Consider the following 19,819-nt stretch of genomic DNA (forward strand, 5'->3'; position numbering starts at 1 on the left):
AACCTCTTTCTTAAATTTTTCAGAGAGATATAGGTTTCTTTCTATTTTCAATGAATATTCATCTGATGGGTTGATCCGGTAATATTTATGCTGGTATTTCCCATCCTTCATAGTCATCGGATAATAATTAATATAGGGTGTCAGACGTGCCTGATGTGCTAAGATCTCACGCAACGTCATGTTTTCTTTATTGGAACGATGAAAGAGTCGGCTTTTCCAGTCAGGCCAATAAGTGCTGAATGGCTGATCCAAATTCATTTTCCTTTCATCACATGCCTTCATGATTAATGGCAGCGGACCGGATATTTTGGTCACAGATGCTAAATCATATACATCATGCTGCTTTACTGCGATACGATTGTCGTAGGTATGAAAACCATAAGACTTATTAAATATCACATTTCCCTCAACTGCAACTAATACCCGACAGCCCGGAAATGCCTTTGCTGATAAGGCTTTATGAACAATAGAGTCTACCTTTACGGTGATCTCAGCTCCATTTAACCCCATTAACTCAGGGGGCAAATACCTTAAGCGTTTGCTGCGATCATATTCTGAGATATCACCATTTAATGAAAGTGCATTAAAAATGTATTGAATTGCTATATCCCGGCTGATGAATGTATTTGTTGGACAAAGGAGAACATTATCGGCCAAATCAATCAGTTTGGAGAGTGAAGTACTAATGGTATCGGTAAATACTATTAATGACAAAACCCCTGAATAAGATTTAAAAGCACTATCACTTAAAGAAATCTGATCATCAATTACAACAATTTGATGATCAAATGATACGCTTTTATATGCATCACCAATAATGAAATCCTTATAATTAATTACCGGAAAAGTTTTGTATCGGTATATATTATCCTTCCATTCCTGCACATTTCCAGGTACATAAAAACCAATCTTCTGTAACTCTAAATCTAATACCGGAAAATTCTGATCACTTTGCTTCAATAGTTTGAACTGACTTAGTGTGTATTGATATAATTCATGATTAGCCACCGAATCGTTAACAAATCTTTGAGCCTGCAACTGACATGAAAATATCAGTATCAAACAAAATAAGGTATGGATGAATCTATGTATCATTGCATTATGGATAAAGAAGGTATCTATCTCTTAATTTACAATAAGAATCCAGTTCAGTTTTCCAGCTGAGCTTTATTTCTGATTCAGACCAATCTTCCTTTATCTTTTCAAGAAGTGTATCGTTTCCAGCCAATAAATTAAACCACCGGGGATTACTCACCAAGCCAGCTGTATTTTCAGCTTTCCTAGTAAAACTGATTAGGTATTTAATTGTAAATTGATGAGATAATGACTCAGTTCTTAAATCTAATCCATAACACAACTTGTCTTTCTGTGGGGGATTTTTTGACATTCCTTCAATACCTACTGGGGTAAATGTAAAATCGCCATAAATTGGGTCAGGATAGCCGAGTACCTGGAAAGGCATATATGTACCTCGCCCTACACTTACGTCTGTTGCTTCAAAAAAGCAAAGTGAAGGATATAATCGTATAGAGAGGTCATTAGGCAAGTTTGGCGATGGTTTAACCGGTAAAGAATAAGGCATGTCATGTCGGTAGTTATCCATCTTTATTACAGATAAATCACACTGTACAGAGTCTTTTAACCACCCTTCACCATTAATCATTAAAGCCAGTTCACCAACGGTTAAACCATGAACTACCGGAATGGGATGCATCCCAACAAATGATCGAAATTCTTTCTTTAGAACAGGTCCGTCGAAATAATCACCATTAGGATTGGGTCTATCAACTACCAACATTTTCACACCATTCTCTGCACAAGCTTCCATCATATAATGCATGGATGAGATATAAGTATAAAACCTAACACCAACATCTTGAATATCAAAAATTACAATGTCGACATTCTCTAAATCATCCTTAGACGGCTTTTTATTCTTACCATACAAGGAAATAACAGGTATGCCAGTCATAACATCTACGTCACTAGCCACATGCTCACCTGCGTCAGCTGTACCCCTAAAGCCATGTTCTGGTGCAAATATTTTAGTAATACTGATGTTCTGTGACAATAATGTATCGACCAGATGAGAACTCCCAACCATTGAAGTATGGTTGACCAATAGGCCAACATTTTTACCTTTTAATTCCGGCAAATACTTCTCAAACTTCTCGCAACCTAGTCGTAAAGTCAAATCATTCTCATTTTTACTTATACAAGCATTTAGACTCAAAAGGAATATTAGAAAGAATGAAGTAAGTAATGATCGCATAATGAGGATTTTTAGTAAAAATAAAAAAAAACGGAGCAACCATGCCCCGTTTCCTTATATAATCACCTTCAATATTATAATACTATGCCTGTCCTGTAGGACCAAAATTCATTGGCATTACAGGCCCCTGACCATTATTATCTGTATTCTTTATAGGGCCGTGTAGTGACTCATAGCGCGAGATATTATCCTTTAAAGCATTCATCAAGCGCTTGGCATGTTCAGGTGTTATTATAACACGAGATTTAACTTGAGCCTTAGGTACACCAGGCATGATACGAACAAAATCTAAAACAAACTCAGAAGGAGAGTGTGTAATAATTGCCAAATTTGAGTATGTACCTTGAGATACTTCCTCATTCAACTCAATATTCAATTGGTTTTGATTCTTCTTGTCTTCCATAGTTGTATGTTTTTAAAAAAGGGGAAGACACAATTGTGCTTCCCCTCTTCCTTTATCTCAATAAATTAAATTACTCAACTTCTTCATTAGTTGCCTGCTTGCTAACCAAGCTATCAAACTCCTCTTTTGAACCAACAACCACTTTAGTGAAGTTACGAACTCCGGTACCCGCCGGAATCAAGTGACCACAAATCACATTTTCCTTCAAGCCGTCAAGTTTATCAACTTTACCCTGGATGGCTGCCTCATTAAGAACTTTTGTTGTTTCCTGGAAGGAAGCTGCTGACATAAAGCTCTTAGTTTGAAGTGCTGCACGTGTAATACCTTGTAGCACCTGACCCGATGTTGCCGGAATAGCTTCACGAGCAGTTACTAATTTAAGGTCGCGACGCTTCAACTGTGAATTTTCATCACGCAGACGGCGAGCGGTAATGATCATACCGGCTTTCAAAGTCTGTGAATCACCGGCATCCTCAACAACCTTCTTGCCCCAGATTTCATCATTTTCGGTCATGAATTCAATCTTGTCAACAATTTGTTTCTCAAGGAATTTAGTATCACCCGGATCAGCAATATCTACCTTACGCATCATCTGACGAACGATAATTTCAAAGTGTTTATCGTTAATCTTCACACCCTGTAAGCGATATACATCCTGTACTTCATTTACGATATATTCCTGAACAGCTGTAGGACCTTTAATACTTAAGATATCATTAGGTGTTGTTGCACCGTCAGAAAGCGGTGTACCTGCACGTACGTAATCGTTCTCCTGTACCAAAATCTGCTTAGATAAGGAAACAAGATATTTCTTCACGTCACCGGCTTTGGTTGTCACGATGATTTCACGGTTACCACGCTTAATTTTACCGAAAGTTACCTCTCCATCTACCTCAGAAACCACAGCCGGGTTACTTGGGTTACGTGCTTCGAACAACTCAGTTACACGTGGAAGACCACCAGTGATATCACCCGCCTTACCAACAGCACGTGGGATTTTAGCAAGAATCTGTCCTTGTTCAACAGCATCACCTTCATCAACTGCCATGTGGGCACCTACAGGTAAGTTGTAGTTTTTCAACACTTCACCATCAGCACTTACTACACGTAAGCCGGCATTCTTTGTCTTATCCCGTGTTTCGGTAATCACTTTTTCACGGAATCCTGTTTGCTCATCTGACTCCTCCTTATAGGTAACGCCATCGATCATGTTTTCGAAAGCAACCTTACCCTTTTTCTCAGAGATGATCAGCGCATTATATGGATCCCACTCACAAATCACATCGTCCTTCTTGATTTCGGCACCATTCTTAATGAATAGTTTTGCACCATAAGGAATTGGGTGAGTTGTTAAAGCAATATTCGTATTCTTGTCGATGATACGTAATTCAGCCAAACGACCAATTACCACATCAACTTCTTCTCCTTCTTCTGTTTTTGATGGTACAGTACGTAATTCTTCAATCTCAACAATACCATCGTATTTAGCGTGAATCTTGTTTTCTGAAGTGATGTTACCCGCGGTACCCCCTACGTGGAAGGTACGTAGTGTTAACTGTGTACCCGGCTCACCAATCGACTGAGCAGCAATAACACCTACAGACTCACCCAACTGAACCATACGTCCGGTTGCCAGATTACGTCCGTAACACTTAGCACAAACTCCTTTCTTAGACTCACAAGTCAGTACTGAACGAATTTCAACACGCTCAATAGGTGAACCATCAACAACTTTTGCTTCTGTTTCGCCAAATTCTTGTCCTGCCTTGATAATTAATTCACCTGTGCTTGGGTGGTAAATATCGTGAACAGATACACGACCTAAGATACGCTCGTAAAGCGATGCAACGATTTCCTCGTTGTTCTTAATATCTGTAGCTGTTAGTCCACGTAATGTACCACAATCCTCTTCAAGAATAACAACATCCTGAGATACATCAACCAAACGACGCGTTAAGTAACCAGCATCGGCTGTTTTAAGGGCCGTATCCGCAAGACCTTTACGAGCACCGTGAGTAGAAATAAAGTACTCAAGTACCGACAGACCTTCTTTAAAGTTTGAAAGAATCGGGTTTTCAATGATCTGACCACCTTCAGCTCCAGATTTCTGCGGCTTGGCCATCAGTCCCCTCATACCAGATAACTGGCGGATCTGCTCTTTCGAACCCCTCGCACCAGAATCAAGCATCATATAAACTGAGTTAAATCCTTGATTATCGGTACTGATCTGAGTCATCAATGTTTGTGTCAAACGAGCATTAACATGCGTCCAGATATCGATAATCTGGTTGTAACGTTCGTTGTTGGTAATGAAACCCATATTATAGTTATTCATTACCTCTTCTACCTCGTCATATCCTTCCTGAACAAGTGATTCTTTCTCTGCAGGAATAATAACATCTCCAAGGTTGAATGACAAACCGCCTTCAAATGCCATGCGATATCCTAAGTTCTTGATATCATCAAGGAAAGCAGCCGTACGTGGAGTTCCACATACTTTATGCACATCACCAATGATGTCACGAAGTGCTTTTTTTGTAAGAATCGCATTAATATAACCAGCTTCATTTGGAACGAACTCATTGAAGAGGATACGTCCAACAGTGGTTTCAATGATCTTAGTTACCAACTCACCATTTTCGTCAGTATCCAAAGTTTTCACTTTAACAATGGCATGCAAATCTACACTACCTTCGTTAAAAGCAATCTTTGTTTCCTCAGGTGAATAGAACATTAAACCTTCACCTTTGGCACCTTCACGTGGTTTGGTCATGTAGTACAGACCCAATACCATATCCTGAGAAGGTACTGTAATTGGAGCACCGTTGGCTGGATTCAGAATGTTTTGTGATGCTAGCATCAACATCTGAGCTTCCAGAATAGCAGCATTACCAAGTGGTAAGTGAACAGCCATCTGGTCACCATCGAAGTCGGCGTTAAAGGCGGCACAAGCCAATGGGTGTAGCTGAATAGCTTTACCCTCGATCATTTTTGGCTGGAATGCCTGAATACCGAGACGGTGAAGCGTTGGGGCACGGTTTAATAACACCGGGTGACCCTTCATTACATTCTCCAAAATATCCCAAACGACCGGATCTTTACGGTCAACTATCTTCTTGGCTGATTTCACCGTTTTAACAACACCGCGCTCAATAAGCTTACGGATTACAAACGGCTTATATAACTCGGCTGCCATATCCTTTGGCAAACCACATTCATGCATGTTCAACTCAGGACCTACAACGATAACCGAACGAGCTGAGTAGTCAACACGCTTACCTAATAAGTTCTGACGGAAACGACCTTGCTTACCTTTTAATGAGTCACTTAATGACTTTAACGGACGGTTTGAATCTGTCTTAACAGCATTTGATTTACGTGAGTTATCAAATAATGAATCAACAGATTCCTGAAGCATACGCTTCTCATTACGCAAAATTACCTCAGGTGCCTTAATTTCGATCAATCGCTTCAAGCGGTTATTACGGATAATAACACGGCGATATAAATCGTTAAGATCTGACGTAGCAAAACGACCACCATCCAAAGGTACAAGAGGTCGTAATTCTGGTGGAATTACAGGCACCACCTTCACCACCATCCATTCCGGGCGGTTAATACCTTGTGACTCACGGAATGACTCAACTACATTCAAACGCTTCAAAGCTTCGTTCTTACGTTGCTGAGATGTTTCTGTGTTAGCCTTATGACGTAAATCGTATGACAAAGAATCCAAATCAATGCGTCCAAGCAACATGTGAAGGGCTTCCGCACCCATTTTTGCAATGAACTTATTTGGATCATCATCATCAAGATGTTGGTTTTCTTTTGGAAGTGTTTCAAGAATATCTAGATACTCTTCTTCCGTCAAGAAATCCATTTTATTAATTCCGTCTTCAGCTTTAATACCAGCATTAATTACCACATAACGTTCGTAATAAATAATGGTATCCAGCTTTTTTGTTGGTAAACCAAGTAAGTAACCAATTTTATTTGGTAACGACTTGAAGTACCATATGTGGGCAACAGGCACAACCAATGAGATGTGTCCCATGCGCTCACGGCGTACTTTCTTTTCCGTTACTTCAACACCGCATCGATCACAAACGATACCACGATAACGAATACGCTTATATTTACCACAGTGACATTCATAGTCTTTTACGGGACCGAAAATCCTTTCACAGAATAATCCGTCACGCTCAGGCTTGTATGTACGGTAGTTAATTGTTTCAGGCTTCAACACTTCACCACTCGACATCTCCAGAATTTCTTCAGGAGAAGCTAATCCAATAGTAATTTTATTGAAGTTACTCTTTTGTTTCTGATCTCTTCTAAATGCCATATAGCGTAGAGTATTATTGTAATTTATATAATATGGTTATCAAGAGAGCAGCATCAACTGCCCTCTTCGATCAGACTATTATTCTAGGTTCACACTTAGTCCAAGACCTCTCATCTCATGAAGCAATACGTTCAATGATTCCGGAATACCAGGTTGTGGTAAACCATCACCTTTAACGATTGACTCATAAGCTTTTGCTCGACCAATTACATCATCAGACTTAACTGTTAAGATTTCCTGCAGGATATTAGCCGCACCAAATGCTTCTAATGCCCATACTTCCATCTCACCAAAACGCTGACCACCAAACTGTGCCTTACCACCTAATGGCTGTTGCGTAATTAACGAGTATGGACCGATAGAACGGGCGTGCATCTTATCTTCAACCATGTGACCAAGCTTAAGCATGTAGATCACACCAACTGTTGCTGGCTGGTGGAAACGCTCCCCGGTACCACCATCATAAAGATAAGTGCGTCCGTATCTTGGTACACCAGCATCATCTGTCCACTTATTCAGGTCATCCATCTTAGCACCATCGAAAATTGGTGTTGCAAACTTAACACCTAAGTTCAATCCAGCCCATCCAAGAACAGTTTCGTAAATCTGTCCAAGGTTCATCCTTGATGGTACACCAAGTGGGTTCAACACAATATCAACAGGAGTTCCATCCTCTAAGAATGGCATATCTTCCTGACGAACAATACGTGATACAATACCCTTGTTACCGTGACGACCTGCCATCTTATCACCAACTGTAATCTTTCGTTTCTTGGCAATATAAACTTTAGCAAGCTGCACAATACCAGCTGGAAGTTCATCACCAATCGTCACATTGTACTTTTGGCGTTTTTCTTTCGCTTCCAACTCTTTATATTTCATCCTGTAATTATGGATCACCTTAGCAATAAGTTCGTTCTTATCCTTATCGGTTGTCCACTTATTAGGATTAACATTTATATAATCGATGTCACCAAGTATCTTCTGAGTAAACTTGGTTCCTTTAGAAACAACATCTACTTCATAATAGTCTTTAACACCTTGCGATGTTTTACCATTAACCTGAGTAAATAACTTGTCAACTAAACGACCTTTAAGTTCTTCAGTTGCTCTGATAAAATCCTCATCAATTTTAGCAATCTGACTCTTCTCTGAAGTTCGTGACTTACGGTCTTTAACAATTCTTGAGAATAACTTCTTGTCGATTACAACACCTTTTAATGATGGAGAAGCTTTAAGAGATGCATCTTTCACATCACCGGCTTTCTCACCAAAAATGGCGCGAAGTAATTTCTCTTCCGGTGTAGGATCACTCTCTCCCTTAGGTGTGATCTTACCAATCAGAATATCACCAGGTGTAACATGAGCACCAATACGTATCAATCCGTTTTCGTCAAGATCCTTAGTGGCTTCCTCACTTACGTTTGGAATATCAGAAGTTAGCTCTTCCAATCCTCGTTTAGTATCACGAACTTCTAATGAATACTCATCGATATGAACTGATGTAAAGACGTCATCACGTACAACTTTTTCCGAGATTACAATCGCATCCTCAAAGTTGTAACCTTTCCAAGGCATAAACGCTACTTTCAGGTTACGTCCCAGACCAAGCTCTCCTTTCTGGGTTGAATAACCTTCTGTTAAGATCATACCATTGGTAACACGGTCACCCTTGTTGACTAATGGCTTAACATCAATACAGGTATTCTGGTTCGTTTTCTGGTACTTAACAATTGGGTAACGTTTTGTTTCCCCTTCGAAGCTCACAAAACGATCGTTATCTGTTAAATCATAACGAATTACAATCTCATCAGCATCAACGTACTCAACCACTCCATCACCTTCAGCAACAACATGCGTACGTGAATCCTGAATCAATTTTCCTTCAAGACCAGTACCTACAATTGGAGATTCAGGACGTAATAATGGAACGGCCTGACGCATCATGTTAGATCCCATCAAAGCACGGTTCGCATCATCATGCTCAAGGAAAGGAATTAACGAAGCAGCTACTGAGGCAATTTGGTTAGGTGCCACGTCCATCATGTGCACCTCACCAGGTTCTACAACAGGGAAGTCACCTTCTTCTCGTGCTTTTACGCGATCGTTTTTGAAATTTCCATCCTCTAACAAAGGTGCATTAGCCTGTGCGATGATTTTAGACTCTTCTTCTTCGGCTGTTAAATAAGAAACACCTTCATTAGTCAAGTCAACCTGCCCTTCAGTAACCTTACGGTAAGGGGTTTCGATAAATCCAAGATCATTAATCTTAGCATAAACACATAATGAAGAAATCAAACCAATGTTTGGTCCTTCAGGTGTTTCAATTGGACAAAGACGTCCGTAGTGAGTATAGTGAACGTCACGTACCTCGAAACCTGCTCTTTCACGGGAAAGACCACCAGGTCCAAGAGCCGACATACGTCTCTTATGTGTAATCTCAGCTAATGGGTTTGTTTGATCCATGAACTGAGACAAAGCATTTGTACCAAAGAAACTGTTGATTACTGAAGACAAGGTCTTGCTGTTAATCAGATCAATTGGTGTAAATACTTCGTTGTCACGAACGTTCATACGCTCGCGAATCGTACGCGCCATACGCGCTAAACCAACACCAAACTGGTTTGCCATTTGTTCACCAACGGTTCTTACACGACGGTTACTTAAGTGGTCAATATCATCGACATCGGTTTTAGAATTGATTAACTGAATCAGGTGTTTGATAATCGCAATAATATCATCACGCGTTAACACCTTAGTTTCCCAATCCGTATTAAGGTTCAATTTCTTGTTTAATCGGTAACGACCTACTTCACCTAAATCGTAACGCTTATCTGAGAAAAATAACTTATCGATAACGTCACGGGCAGTTGCCTCATCAGGTGGCTCAGCATTACGTAATTGACGATAGATGTGAACTACTGCTTCTTTTTCAGAGTTACAAGGGTCTTTCTGAAGTGTATTATAAATAATAGCAAAATCAGATAGATTTTGATTCTCTTTATGAAGTAAGATTGTTTTTGTACCGGAGTCAATAATCTCGTCTACGTGCTCATCAGTAATGATAGTCTCCCTGTCAATGATTACTTCGTTACGCTCAATAGACACAACTTCACCTGTATCCTCATCAACAAAGTCCTCAATCCAACTTTTAAGAACACGAGCTGCCAGCTTACGCCCAACAACTTTCTTAAGACCAGCTTTATTAACTTTAATTTCGTCAGCCAAATCGAAGATCGCCAAGATATCTTTATCACCTTCGTAACCAATGGCTCTTAACAGTGTAGTTACAGGTAGCTTCTTTTTCCTGTCAATGTAAGCATACATTACACTGTTTATATCGGTAGCAAATTCAATCCATGACCCTTTGAAAGGGATTATACGTGCAGAATATAACTTTGTACCATTAGCGTGTACACTTTGTCCAAAGAATACACCAGGCGAACGGTGCAACTGACTAACAACAACACGCTCAGCTCCATTAATAATGAAACTACCCTTATCGGTCATATAAGGGATTGTACCTAAGTAAACATCTTGTACAACCGTATCAAAATCCTCATGTTCAGGATCTGTACAGTACAGTTTTAACTTGGCTTTTAGAGGCACACTATAGGTTAAACCTCTTTCAATGCACTCTGGAATGGTGTAACGGGCTGGATCAATCGAGAAATCAAGAAACTCAAGTACAAAATTATTTCTTGTATCCGTAATTGGAAAATTCTCGTTGAATACCTGATACAACCCCTCCAATGTCCGCTCTTCAGGGGTGGTTCCCATCTGAAAAAATTCGCGGAAAGATTTTAATTGCACCTCCAGTAAATCAGGGTAATTTAACCTGTTCTGGATGGAAGCAAAACTAATCCTTTCTGTAGTATTTGGAGTCATCTATCAACTTATTTATTGAACCTAAAATATAAAAGCACAAAAAGGTTTAGGAGTCAGTTCACACTGATTCCTAAACCGGATATCCTTATATAGGACAAAAATTACTTAAGTTCAACTTCTGCTCCCGCTTCTTCTAATTGAGATTTTAATGCTTCAGCTTCTTCTTTTGTAACTTTCTCCTTCAATGCAGTTGGAGCTTTGTCAACTAATTCTTTAGCATCTTTAAGACCAACGCCAGTCATTTCTTTAACTAACTTAACGACAGCTAATTTTGAACCACCAGCTGAGTTTAAGATTACATCAAACTCAGTTTGTTCAGCAGCACCACCAGCTTCGCCACCTGCAGCAGGACCTGCAACAGCAACAGCTGCAGCAGCAGGTTCGATACCATACTCTTCTTTTAATACTTCAGCAAGTTCGTTAACTTCTTTAACAGTTAAATTTACTAACTCTTCTGCAAGCTTCTTGATATCAGCCATTTTTCTATTTATTAAATATTGTTTTTACTTTTTTTATTCTTTTTCTGCTAAGGTTTGTAATAAACCATGTATTGTTGAACCTCCAGATTGAAGCGCAGAAACAACATTCTTCATTGGAGATTGTAGTAATCCGATAACATCGCCAAGCAATTCGTCTTTAGACTTAATGCTACACAATGCTTCAAGTTGATCAGCACCAACGTACATTGATTCTTCAACGAATGCACCTTTCAATGTTGGTTTCTCATTATCTTTTGAGAACTCTTTAATCAACTTGGCAGGAACGTTACCAGTGTTCGAGAACATGATAGCTGTTGTTCCTTTTAGTGTAGGATAAATCTCTTCGTAATCACCCTCAAGTTGCTCTAATGCTTTCTGAAAAATGGTATTTTTAACCATTACCATTTTCACTTCTTTATTAAAACACTCGCGACGTAAGTTACTACTTACTTCTGCATTTAAACCACCAGCTTCAGTCACATAAAAGTGATTGTACTCATTAAGGTTTTCCAGCAGTTCGTTAACCATTGTACTTTTATCTTCTTTTCTCATGATTCCTTTGTTCTTTAAAAATTAAACATTAAGCATCAACCGACTTAGGTTCGATGCGTAGACCAGGACTCATGGTACTAGAAAGACTAATACTTTTTACGTAAGTTCCTTTAGCAGATGAAGGCTTTAGCTTCATAATTGTGCTCATAAATTCCTTTACGTTGTCAACTATTTTATCTTCAGTAAATGATACTTTACCGATTGAAGTATGAACAATACCGTAACGATCAACCTTAAAGTCGATTTTACCAGCTTTCACTTCGTTTACAGCTTTAGCGATATCCATGGTTACAGTACCACTCTTTGGGTTAGGCATAAGTCCGCGTGGACCTAAGATTCGCCCTAAAGCACCTACTTTAGCCATTACGCTAGGCATTGTTATGATCACATCTACATCAGTCCAACCGCCTTTGATTTTCTCAATGTATTCTTCCAATCCAACAAAATCGGCACCTGCTGCTTTTGCTTCTTCTTCTTTGTCAGGAGTACACATTACAAGAACGCGAGTTTCCTTACCAGTTCCGTGAGGCAAAGTTACAACACCTCTAACCATTTGATTTGCTTTACGAGGGTCAACTCCTAAACGCACATCAACGTCAACAGAGGCATCAAATTTGGTAGTGGTGATTTCCTTTACCAATTTTGCTGCTTCCTCAATGTTGTATTGCTTTGAGGTATCGATTTTTTCTAACGCTAACTTTTTATTTTTTGTTAGTTTTGTCATTTTCGCAAAAAGGTCTTAATTAGTTACTACCAGGGAATTCTCCCGAAACGGTTACTCCCATACTTCGGGCGGTACCGGCGATCATCCTCATTGCAGATTCTACAGTAAAACAATTCAAGTCAGCCATCTTATCTTCGGCAATCACTCTAACCTGTTCCCAAGTTACAGAACCAACTTTCTTACGGTTAGGTTCTGGTGAACCACCTTTAAGCTTAGCTGCTTCCAATACTTGAACAGATGCCGGAGGTGTTTTAATAACGAAGTCAAAAGACTTGTCTTTATACACCGAGATGACCACAGGTAAAACTTTACCAGCTTTTTCCTGTGTTCTGGCATTGAATTGCTTACAGAATTCCATAATGTTCACTCCTTTAGCACCTAACGCTGGTCCTACCGGAGGTGAAGGATTTGCTGCACCACCTTTGATCTGAAGTTTGATAAAGGTTTCTACTTCTTTAGCCATTGTAGCAATTCGTATTTATTAATAAATATAGTTTAGCGGAAAAAAGTTCATTACTTGTAAATGCAAACAAACTGTTTACACGGAAGCTTTTCTTACTAAGTAATTATTCTTTTTCTACCTGCATAAAACTCAATTCCAATGGTGTCTTTCTTCCAAAAATTTTCACCATTACTTTCAATTTCTTTTTCTCTTCGTTTACTTCCTCAATTAAACCATTAAATCCGTTGAATGGTCCATCAATTACCTTCACTGTTTCTCCAACAAAATATGGTACATTGATTTCCTCATCAGTTTCATTCAGTTCATCCACCTTACCAAGGATACGGTTGACTTCAGAAGGACGTAATGGTACCGGAGTATCATCATTGTCATTCAAGAATCCGATAACATTAGGTATATTCCTCAGGATATGCGGAATCTCACCAACCATAGCGGCTTCAACTAAAACATAACCGGGAAGGTAAGGACGCTCCTTACTTACTTTTTTACCGTTACGAATCTGGTAAACCTTTTCGGTTGGTATTAATACCTGACTAACGTAATCGGTCAGCTTTAAGCCGGCGATTTCGCCTTCCACATATTCTTTAACCTTTTTTTCTTTACCTCCGATTGCACGAAGGACATACCATTTTTTACTGACTTCTGCCATTATCTGAGAGTCCTATCTTAGTTATTGAAAAGGGCTTCGTATACCTTTTCAAGAATATTATCAAACGAATAATCCATTGCGAAAATAATACCTGCAATGATTACAGAGGCAATCATTACAACGATGGCACTATTGGTTAATTCTGACCAACTTGGCCACGAAGTTTTATTAACCAATTCGTTTTGAACATCCTTGAAATATGAAGTTATCTTGCTCATAGTACTTTCATTAGTTTGCCGGCCTTAAATCTGTTACAATCTAAAACCGGCTCTTTTAGCACGGGAGGAGCGACTCGAACGCCCGACACCTGGTTTTGGAGACCAGTGCTCTACCAACTGAGCTACACCCGTATGATAACCGGAGTATTAACTCCGGTTATTAATATCTAAACAGTGATTAGTCAAGAATTTCAGTAACCTGACCAGCACCAACTGTACGTCCACCTTCACGGATCGCGAAACGAAGACCTTGGTTCAATGCAACTGGGTAGATCAAATCTACTGTAATAGTTACGTTATCACCAGGCATTACCATTTCAGTTCCTTCTGGAAGAGTAATCTCACCAGTTACGTCAAGAGTACGCAGGTAGAACTGAGGACGGTACTTGTTGTGGAAAGGAGTGTGACGACCACCTTCTTCTTTCTTCAATACATAAATCTCACCTTTAAACTTAGAGTGAGGAGTGATTGAACCTGGCTTAGCCAATACCATACCACGCTTAATCTCTTTCTTATCGATACCACGTAATAAAAGACCTACGTTATCACCAGCTTCTCCGCGATCAAGAATCTTACGGAACATCTCAACACCAGTACATACAGTTTTCTTACCTTCAGCTCCAAGACCGATGATCTGCATTTCTTCACCTGAGTTGATAACACCTGTTTCGATACGACCTGTAGCAACAGTACCACGACCAGTAATTGAGAATACATCCTCAACAGGCATTAAGAAATCTTTTTCAATATCACGTGGAGGAAGTGGAATCCACTCATCAACAGCAGCCATAAGTTCCATGATCTTATCAACCCACTGTGGCTCGTTGTTCAATCCACCAAGAGCAGAACCCATGATTACAGGAGAGTTATCACCATCAAACTCGTAGAAGCTTAATAGATCACGAACTTCCATTTCAACAAGCTCTAATAATTCCTCATCGTCAACCATGTCAACTTTATTCAAGAAAACAACGATCTTAGGAACGTTTACCTGACGACAAAGAAGGATGTGCTCACGAGTCTGAGGCATAGGACCGTCAGTTGCAGCACATACAAGAATAGCTCCGTCCATCTGAGCAGCACCAGTTACCATGTTCTTTACGTAGTCGGCGTGACCAGGACAGTCAACGTGTGCGTAGTGACGGTTTTCTGTTTGATACTCAACGTGAGCGGTGTTAATTGTAATACCCCTTTCTTTCTCTTCAGGAGCGTTATCAATCTGATCGAAGTCTTTCACTTCAGAAAGTCCTTTTTCTGCCAATACTTTAGTAATTGCAGCAGTCAAAGTAGTTTTACCGTGGTCAACGTGACCAATGGTTCCGATATTAACGTGAGGCTTCGTTCTTACAAATGTTTCTTTAGCCATAACTCGAAATATTAGACAATTAGATATAAATTGAATCTTTAATTAATATTTTTAAGGAATCTCACCATAGCTCCTAAAGAGAGCGGGAGACGGGGCTCAAACCCGCGACCCTCAGCTTGGAAGGCTGATGCTCTATCAACTGAGCTACTCCCGCATTTTTTTCGCAGGACGTTAAAGATAAGCAAATTCCACTTTAATGTCAGCAAAAAAACAGATTAGATCCTAAAAAGTGGGGAGAGCAGGATTCGAACCTACGAAGACATAAGTCAGCGGAGTTACAGTCCGCCCCAGTTGGCCACTTTGGTATCTCCCCAAATAATCTCATTATTCAAAAGATCGTTGTTAGCAAAACACTAACTTTATTTCATTTCAATAGGCCGACAACCTTAGTCAATCAGCCTATTTATAGTACTTTAGCGTAGATTTACTACCCTAAAATCGGTGTGCAAATGTATAATTTATTTTCAAGAACACAAAAAAATAACTTCTTTTTTTACTTATTTAGCTCGCACCTTTTCTTTCCATTTAATCAATTGCTTACGTAGTGCATCAACGGACAAATCCACCCCTTCTTCAAATGTTTTTGTTTGCTTTTTTGCAAACAATTCTCCCCCTGGAATATTAAGGCTGATTTCTGCCACTTTATTTTCTGTAGAATCAGATTTATCCAACCTCAAAATCACCTCGGCAGATACAATGCCATCAAAAAACTGATCTAATTTTCCAACCTTCTGCTGAATAAACTCTTCTAATTGTGCTGACGCAGTAAAGCGTACTGATTGAATTGTAATATTCATATTTAATCCTCCATCTTTTCGGCCCTGGGATGAGCCTGTTTGTAAATAGAATTTAACTTCTCGTATGTATTATGCGTGTAAACCTCTGTCGCGGCAAGATTTGCATGACCAAGCAACTCTTTTATTGCATTAAGATCCGCTCCCCTATTAAGTAATGCCGTAGCAAATGAATGTCTGATAACGTGAGGACTTTTTTTCGTCACCGTTGATACCTGACCAAGGTATTTGTTAACCACACGATACACCAGCTTATGGTATACAGGCAAACCTTTTTCTGTCAAAAACAGATTACCACTCATATTTGCAGGAAAACAATTGTTACGTTCTCTTATATAACTATCGAGCGACAGCTTTAGTTCTTTAATAATTGGTATTATTCGCTCTTTATTCCTTTTTCCAAGAACCTTAAAAACACAGTTGGCCATATCAATCTGTTCATCCTTCAAGTTGACCAATTCTGATAACCTCATTCCTGTATGATAAAACAATTCTATAATCAATCGATTCCTGGCAGCAACAAAGCCTTCTCCAAAATCAACATTATCCAGCAACAGGTTCATTTCGTTTTCTTTAACAAAAACAGGCAGTCGCTTTGGCAACTTTGGCGTCACCACATGCTCAGCAACATTGGTTTCTACAACCTCTATCTGCATTAAATATCTAAAGAAAACTTTAAGAGTAGAAATTTTACGGGTAACTGAGCGAGCTGATACTCCTTCATTTACCAACGACACCATCCAGGAACGAATGGTTTTTGCAGTGATATTTTCCCAAAGTTCAAATCCTTCTTCCTCTAAGAACAAACAAAACTGACGAAGATCAGTTTTATAAGCCGTTATAGTATGAGGCGAATTACGCCTTTCAAACTCCAGGTATTTGTAAAATGATTCTATATATTGCATTAACAGAGGGTGTCATTTTATGCCATAAACGAATATACGAAAAAAGCAGTAAACCGACGCCCTCCGTAAGCAATTTATTCAGACTCGCGCTGCAATTGCTCAATATATATTGCCTTCTTTACTTGCTCTCTTCTGACAACAGAAGGCTTAGTAAAAGCCTGACGTGAACGCAACTCGCGCATTGCACCAGTTTTTTCGAATTTTCTTTTGAATTTCTTCAAGGCTCTCTCAATATTTTCGCCTTCTTTAATAGGAATTACTATCATAATGCTTACGTTTTATTTTGACCGCAAAATTAATCATTAAACCGCAAAAATTCAACACATTGGAAGCTTATAAACAAACAACCTTTATTTTTTTGCAGCTGCAAAGAAAATGAAGTTTACTGATTACCACAAATTTTTAGCTATTCTTTTTCAGCATTTATTATTATTTACCTTCTTTACAAACAACAAAATACCTCCTTAGGCGTGCTGTATCCGCATTTGTGAAAGCTTCATTATCGACAAATTGTTTGATTGAAGTTAGTTGCTTTGCCTTCCTTGCCTCATACACTTCTTTGGCCATATAAAAACTAAGATAAGGATGATTCTTCATTTGTTTCAATCCGGCTTTCGAAATATCCATTGGCACAACCAATCTCTCATCCACCATTAAATAGGGCTTGTTGTGATCGACTACCTCATCTGAAAGCCCATAGACCTCTTTCAACTGATCAACACTGTAATATCCACCAATCTTTTTCCGATAATTAACTATCCTCAACGATAAAACAGGACCAATACCCTTTAGCAACTTCAACTCAGCCGTGTCTGCAGAATTTAATTCGATTTTAAAACTATCAGAAGCAACCTTCTTCTTTGTTAATTCACGCTCATCGTTGAAGTCAAGGTTTACCTTCCTTTTCTGTTTTTTACTCTTAAAGTGTGATTCCTTAAAATTATCGTTTGAAGCAGTTATTACGATATAGGGCTCCAGCTTATAAAACAATGCTGAATCAACACCATAAATCTCTTTAAGTTTGGATGGTGTTTTTATGCTTCCTCCAGCTTCCCTGTATTTCAACAGGTTAATAATGGCCTGATTGGAAAAACCCAAAAGCTGAAGATTCTTCACACTTTCGCTATTGGGATTAAAGGCAAAAAGAGTATCTTTTTGGACTTGATGTTTTGAAGAATGTTCAATATGCGCACTATCCGCCCAGGTAATAAACTCTTGGGGTATTTCAACTTCTTCTTCTGAACTAAAAACCAAAGGGCCTGTCATAATAACTATCAAAATTATAAACAGACCAATAATTCCCAATTGCTCTCGCCTTGACAGAGTTAATAAGTCACGCCACATAAAGTATGAACTTTCTAAAGTAGTCCCAATCCGTGTAAGAACACAGCACTAATTGCAATTGGGGCAACAAACTTGAGTATAATAATCAATACTCCCATGAAATAAGCCTTCCCGCCATGTGCTTCCAATTCTTCTTTCATTTTTTTATGCCCAAGAATCCATCCGACAAAAACAGCTATCAATATACCACCTAACGGCAATAGAATATTTGAAGAAGTCCAATCGAAAAAGCTAAATACATCAGCTGAAACAACACATAGTGCACCTAATATAGCAATACTTCCTGCTGCAATTAATGTGCTTTTTTTCCTGTTTAATTTTAGCTCTTCAGTGAAATACGCAACTACTACTTCGAGCAAAGAAACTGACGAAGTAAGTGCTGCAATAACGAGCAAAATGAAAAAGGCAACCGAAAAAATATAACCACTTTGCATGCTATTAAAAACATTGGGCAATGTTTCAAAAACCAGACCGGGCCCCGAACTCGGATCAATACCAAATGCAAAAACAGCCGGAAAAATAGCAACACCAGCCAACACAGCTATCATACTATCAGCAAATGATACGGAAAAAGCCGTAAACATGAGATTCTCCTTTTTCTGAATGTATGAACCATAGGTCGCAATCACTCCCATACCAATGCTTAAAGAGAAGAAAGCCTGCCCTAAAGCTTCTAATATCACTGAACCACTTAATTTTGAGAAATCAGGTTTAAAAAGAAAAGATAATCCGGCTTCTGCTCCATCCAAACTAACTGACTTGATACATAAAACAATGATTATCACTAATAGTAAAGGCATTAAAATTTTGGTATATTTCTCTATTCCATTTTTAACACCTCCTACAACAATACCCGCAGTTAACACCATAAATATACCCATCCACAATAGAGGGCCAGATGTTGAAGATTTAAACTCTTTAAAGAAGGCACTGAGCTGTGTTGAATTCATATCAGACAAGCTATTGGTTATTGCCAAATAGGTATATTCCATAGTCCATCCGGCAACTACTGCATAAAATGCCAAAATCATAAATGCAGCACCAACCCCCATAATTCCAACAGACATAAAGACAGGTTTCTCAGGTGCCAACGTTCGAAAAGCTCCAAAAACATTTTTTTGCGCTTTACGACCAATTAACAACTCTGATAACATAACCGGTAAACCAATCAATAAAATAAACCCAAGGTACACTAACAAAAATGCTCCACCTCCATTTTCACCAGCAACGTATGGAAATCTCCATATATTCCCTAAACCAACAGCTGAACCGGCTGCAGCAGCAATTACCCCAAATTTATTTGTAAAACCATCTCTAGGTGTCGAACTCATAATTTAAATCAATTAATAAAACGTCCCAAAATAAAAAAAGAGGCACAATGTACAAAACATTGTGCCTCTTTTGTATTGTATTATAA

Annotated in this window: 17 protein-coding genes and 3 tRNA genes; all 20 read right to left on the reverse strand. The window is 39.0% G+C overall.

Features of this window, described 5'->3' with window-relative positions; translation table 11 throughout:
- Window positions 1-1,095 (reverse strand): serine hydrolase domain-containing protein (locus tag AC4MRQ_RS11440; protein ID WP_491197810.1); only part of this gene is annotated, 1,095 nt, incomplete at its 3' end.
- A 4-nt stretch (window positions 1,096-1,099) separates the two neighbouring features.
- Window positions 1,100-2,272: an exo-beta-N-acetylmuramidase NamZ family protein gene (locus tag AC4MRQ_RS11445; protein ID WP_491197811.1), complete on the reverse strand. Its 1,173-nt coding sequence runs from the start codon at window positions 2,270-2,272 to the stop codon at window positions 1,100-1,102.
- An 82-nt stretch (window positions 2,273-2,354) separates the two neighbouring features.
- Window positions 2,355-2,675 carry a DUF3467 domain-containing protein gene (locus AC4MRQ_RS11450; RefSeq protein ID WP_491197812.1) on the reverse strand — a complete coding sequence of 107 codons (321 nt, stop codon included), beginning with the start codon at window positions 2,673-2,675 and terminating at the stop codon, window positions 2,355-2,357.
- A 70-nt stretch (window positions 2,676-2,745) separates the two neighbouring features.
- Complete coding sequence (gene rpoC, locus AC4MRQ_RS11455) at window positions 2,746-7,020, reverse strand: DNA-directed RNA polymerase subunit beta' (RefSeq protein ID WP_491197813.1); 4,275 nt, start codon at window positions 7,018-7,020, stop codon at window positions 2,746-2,748.
- 78 nt (window positions 7,021-7,098) lie between these two features.
- Complete coding sequence (gene rpoB, locus AC4MRQ_RS11460) at window positions 7,099-10,908, reverse strand: DNA-directed RNA polymerase subunit beta (protein WP_491197814.1); 3,810 nt, start codon at window positions 10,906-10,908, stop codon at window positions 7,099-7,101.
- A gap of 101 nt (window positions 10,909-11,009) precedes the next feature.
- A complete protein-coding gene (gene rplL, locus AC4MRQ_RS11465; protein WP_491197815.1) occupies window positions 11,010-11,387 on the reverse strand; it encodes a 50S ribosomal protein L7/L12 in 378 nt (125 codons plus the stop codon).
- A gap of 33 nt (window positions 11,388-11,420) precedes the next feature.
- Complete coding sequence (rplJ, locus tag AC4MRQ_RS11470) at window positions 11,421-11,939, reverse strand: 50S ribosomal protein L10 (protein WP_491197816.1); 519 nt, start codon at window positions 11,937-11,939, stop codon at window positions 11,421-11,423.
- A 28-nt stretch (window positions 11,940-11,967) separates the two neighbouring features.
- Window positions 11,968-12,663 carry a 50S ribosomal protein L1 gene (gene rplA, locus AC4MRQ_RS11475; protein WP_491197817.1) on the reverse strand — a complete coding sequence of 232 codons (696 nt, stop codon included), beginning with the start codon at window positions 12,661-12,663 and terminating at the stop codon, window positions 11,968-11,970.
- Window positions 12,664-12,682: 19 nt separating this feature from the next.
- Entirely contained in the window at window positions 12,683-13,126 is a 444-nt protein-coding gene (rplK, locus tag AC4MRQ_RS11480) for a 50S ribosomal protein L11 (RefSeq protein WP_430813646.1), read from the reverse strand.
- Window positions 13,127-13,229: 103 nt separating this feature from the next.
- Window positions 13,230-13,775, reverse strand: a complete 546-nt coding sequence (gene nusG / locus AC4MRQ_RS11485; protein ID WP_491197818.1) for a transcription termination/antitermination protein NusG — start codon at window positions 13,773-13,775, stop codon at window positions 13,230-13,232.
- A gap of 17 nt (window positions 13,776-13,792) precedes the next feature.
- On the reverse strand, window positions 13,793-13,993 hold the full coding sequence (gene secE / locus AC4MRQ_RS11490) for a preprotein translocase subunit SecE (protein ID WP_491197819.1): 201 nt from the start codon (window positions 13,991-13,993) through the stop codon (window positions 13,793-13,795).
- Window positions 13,994-14,052: 59 nt separating this feature from the next.
- Window positions 14,053-14,125: transfer RNA gene (locus AC4MRQ_RS11495), tRNA-Trp, on the reverse strand.
- Between the two features lie 46 nt (window positions 14,126-14,171).
- Entirely contained in the window at window positions 14,172-15,359 is a 1,188-nt protein-coding gene (tuf, locus tag AC4MRQ_RS11500) for an elongation factor Tu (protein ID WP_491197820.1), read from the reverse strand.
- 81 nt (window positions 15,360-15,440) lie between these two features.
- Window positions 15,441-15,513 (reverse strand) — tRNA-Gly (locus AC4MRQ_RS11505).
- 76 nt (window positions 15,514-15,589) lie between these two features.
- A tRNA-Tyr gene (locus AC4MRQ_RS11510) sits at window positions 15,590-15,672 on the reverse strand.
- A 184-nt stretch (window positions 15,673-15,856) separates the two neighbouring features.
- The gene (gene hpf / locus AC4MRQ_RS11515) at window positions 15,857-16,156 is read right to left on the reverse strand and encodes a ribosome hibernation-promoting factor, HPF/YfiA family (protein WP_491197821.1); all 300 of its coding nucleotides are present in this window, start codon (window positions 16,154-16,156) and stop codon (window positions 15,857-15,859) included.
- Window positions 16,157-16,158: 2 nt separating this feature from the next.
- Window positions 16,159-17,058, reverse strand: a complete 900-nt coding sequence (locus tag AC4MRQ_RS11520; protein ID WP_491197822.1) for a tyrosine-type recombinase/integrase — start codon at window positions 17,056-17,058, stop codon at window positions 16,159-16,161.
- A gap of 74 nt (window positions 17,059-17,132) precedes the next feature.
- Window positions 17,133-17,324, reverse strand: coding sequence for a 30S ribosomal protein S21 (gene rpsU, locus AC4MRQ_RS11525; RefSeq protein WP_212228489.1), 192 nt, complete (start codon window positions 17,322-17,324; stop codon window positions 17,133-17,135).
- 163 nt (window positions 17,325-17,487) lie between these two features.
- On the reverse strand, window positions 17,488-18,324 hold the full coding sequence (locus tag AC4MRQ_RS11530) for a ComEA family DNA-binding protein (protein WP_491197823.1): 837 nt from the start codon (window positions 18,322-18,324) through the stop codon (window positions 17,488-17,490).
- 92 nt (window positions 18,325-18,416) lie between these two features.
- The gene (locus AC4MRQ_RS11535; protein WP_491197824.1) at window positions 18,417-19,733 is read right to left on the reverse strand and encodes a sodium-dependent transporter; all 1,317 of its coding nucleotides are present in this window, start codon (window positions 19,731-19,733) and stop codon (window positions 18,417-18,419) included.
- Between the last annotated feature and the right edge of the window lie 86 nt (window positions 19,734-19,819).

This window comes from Carboxylicivirga sp., from assembly GCF_982718395.1.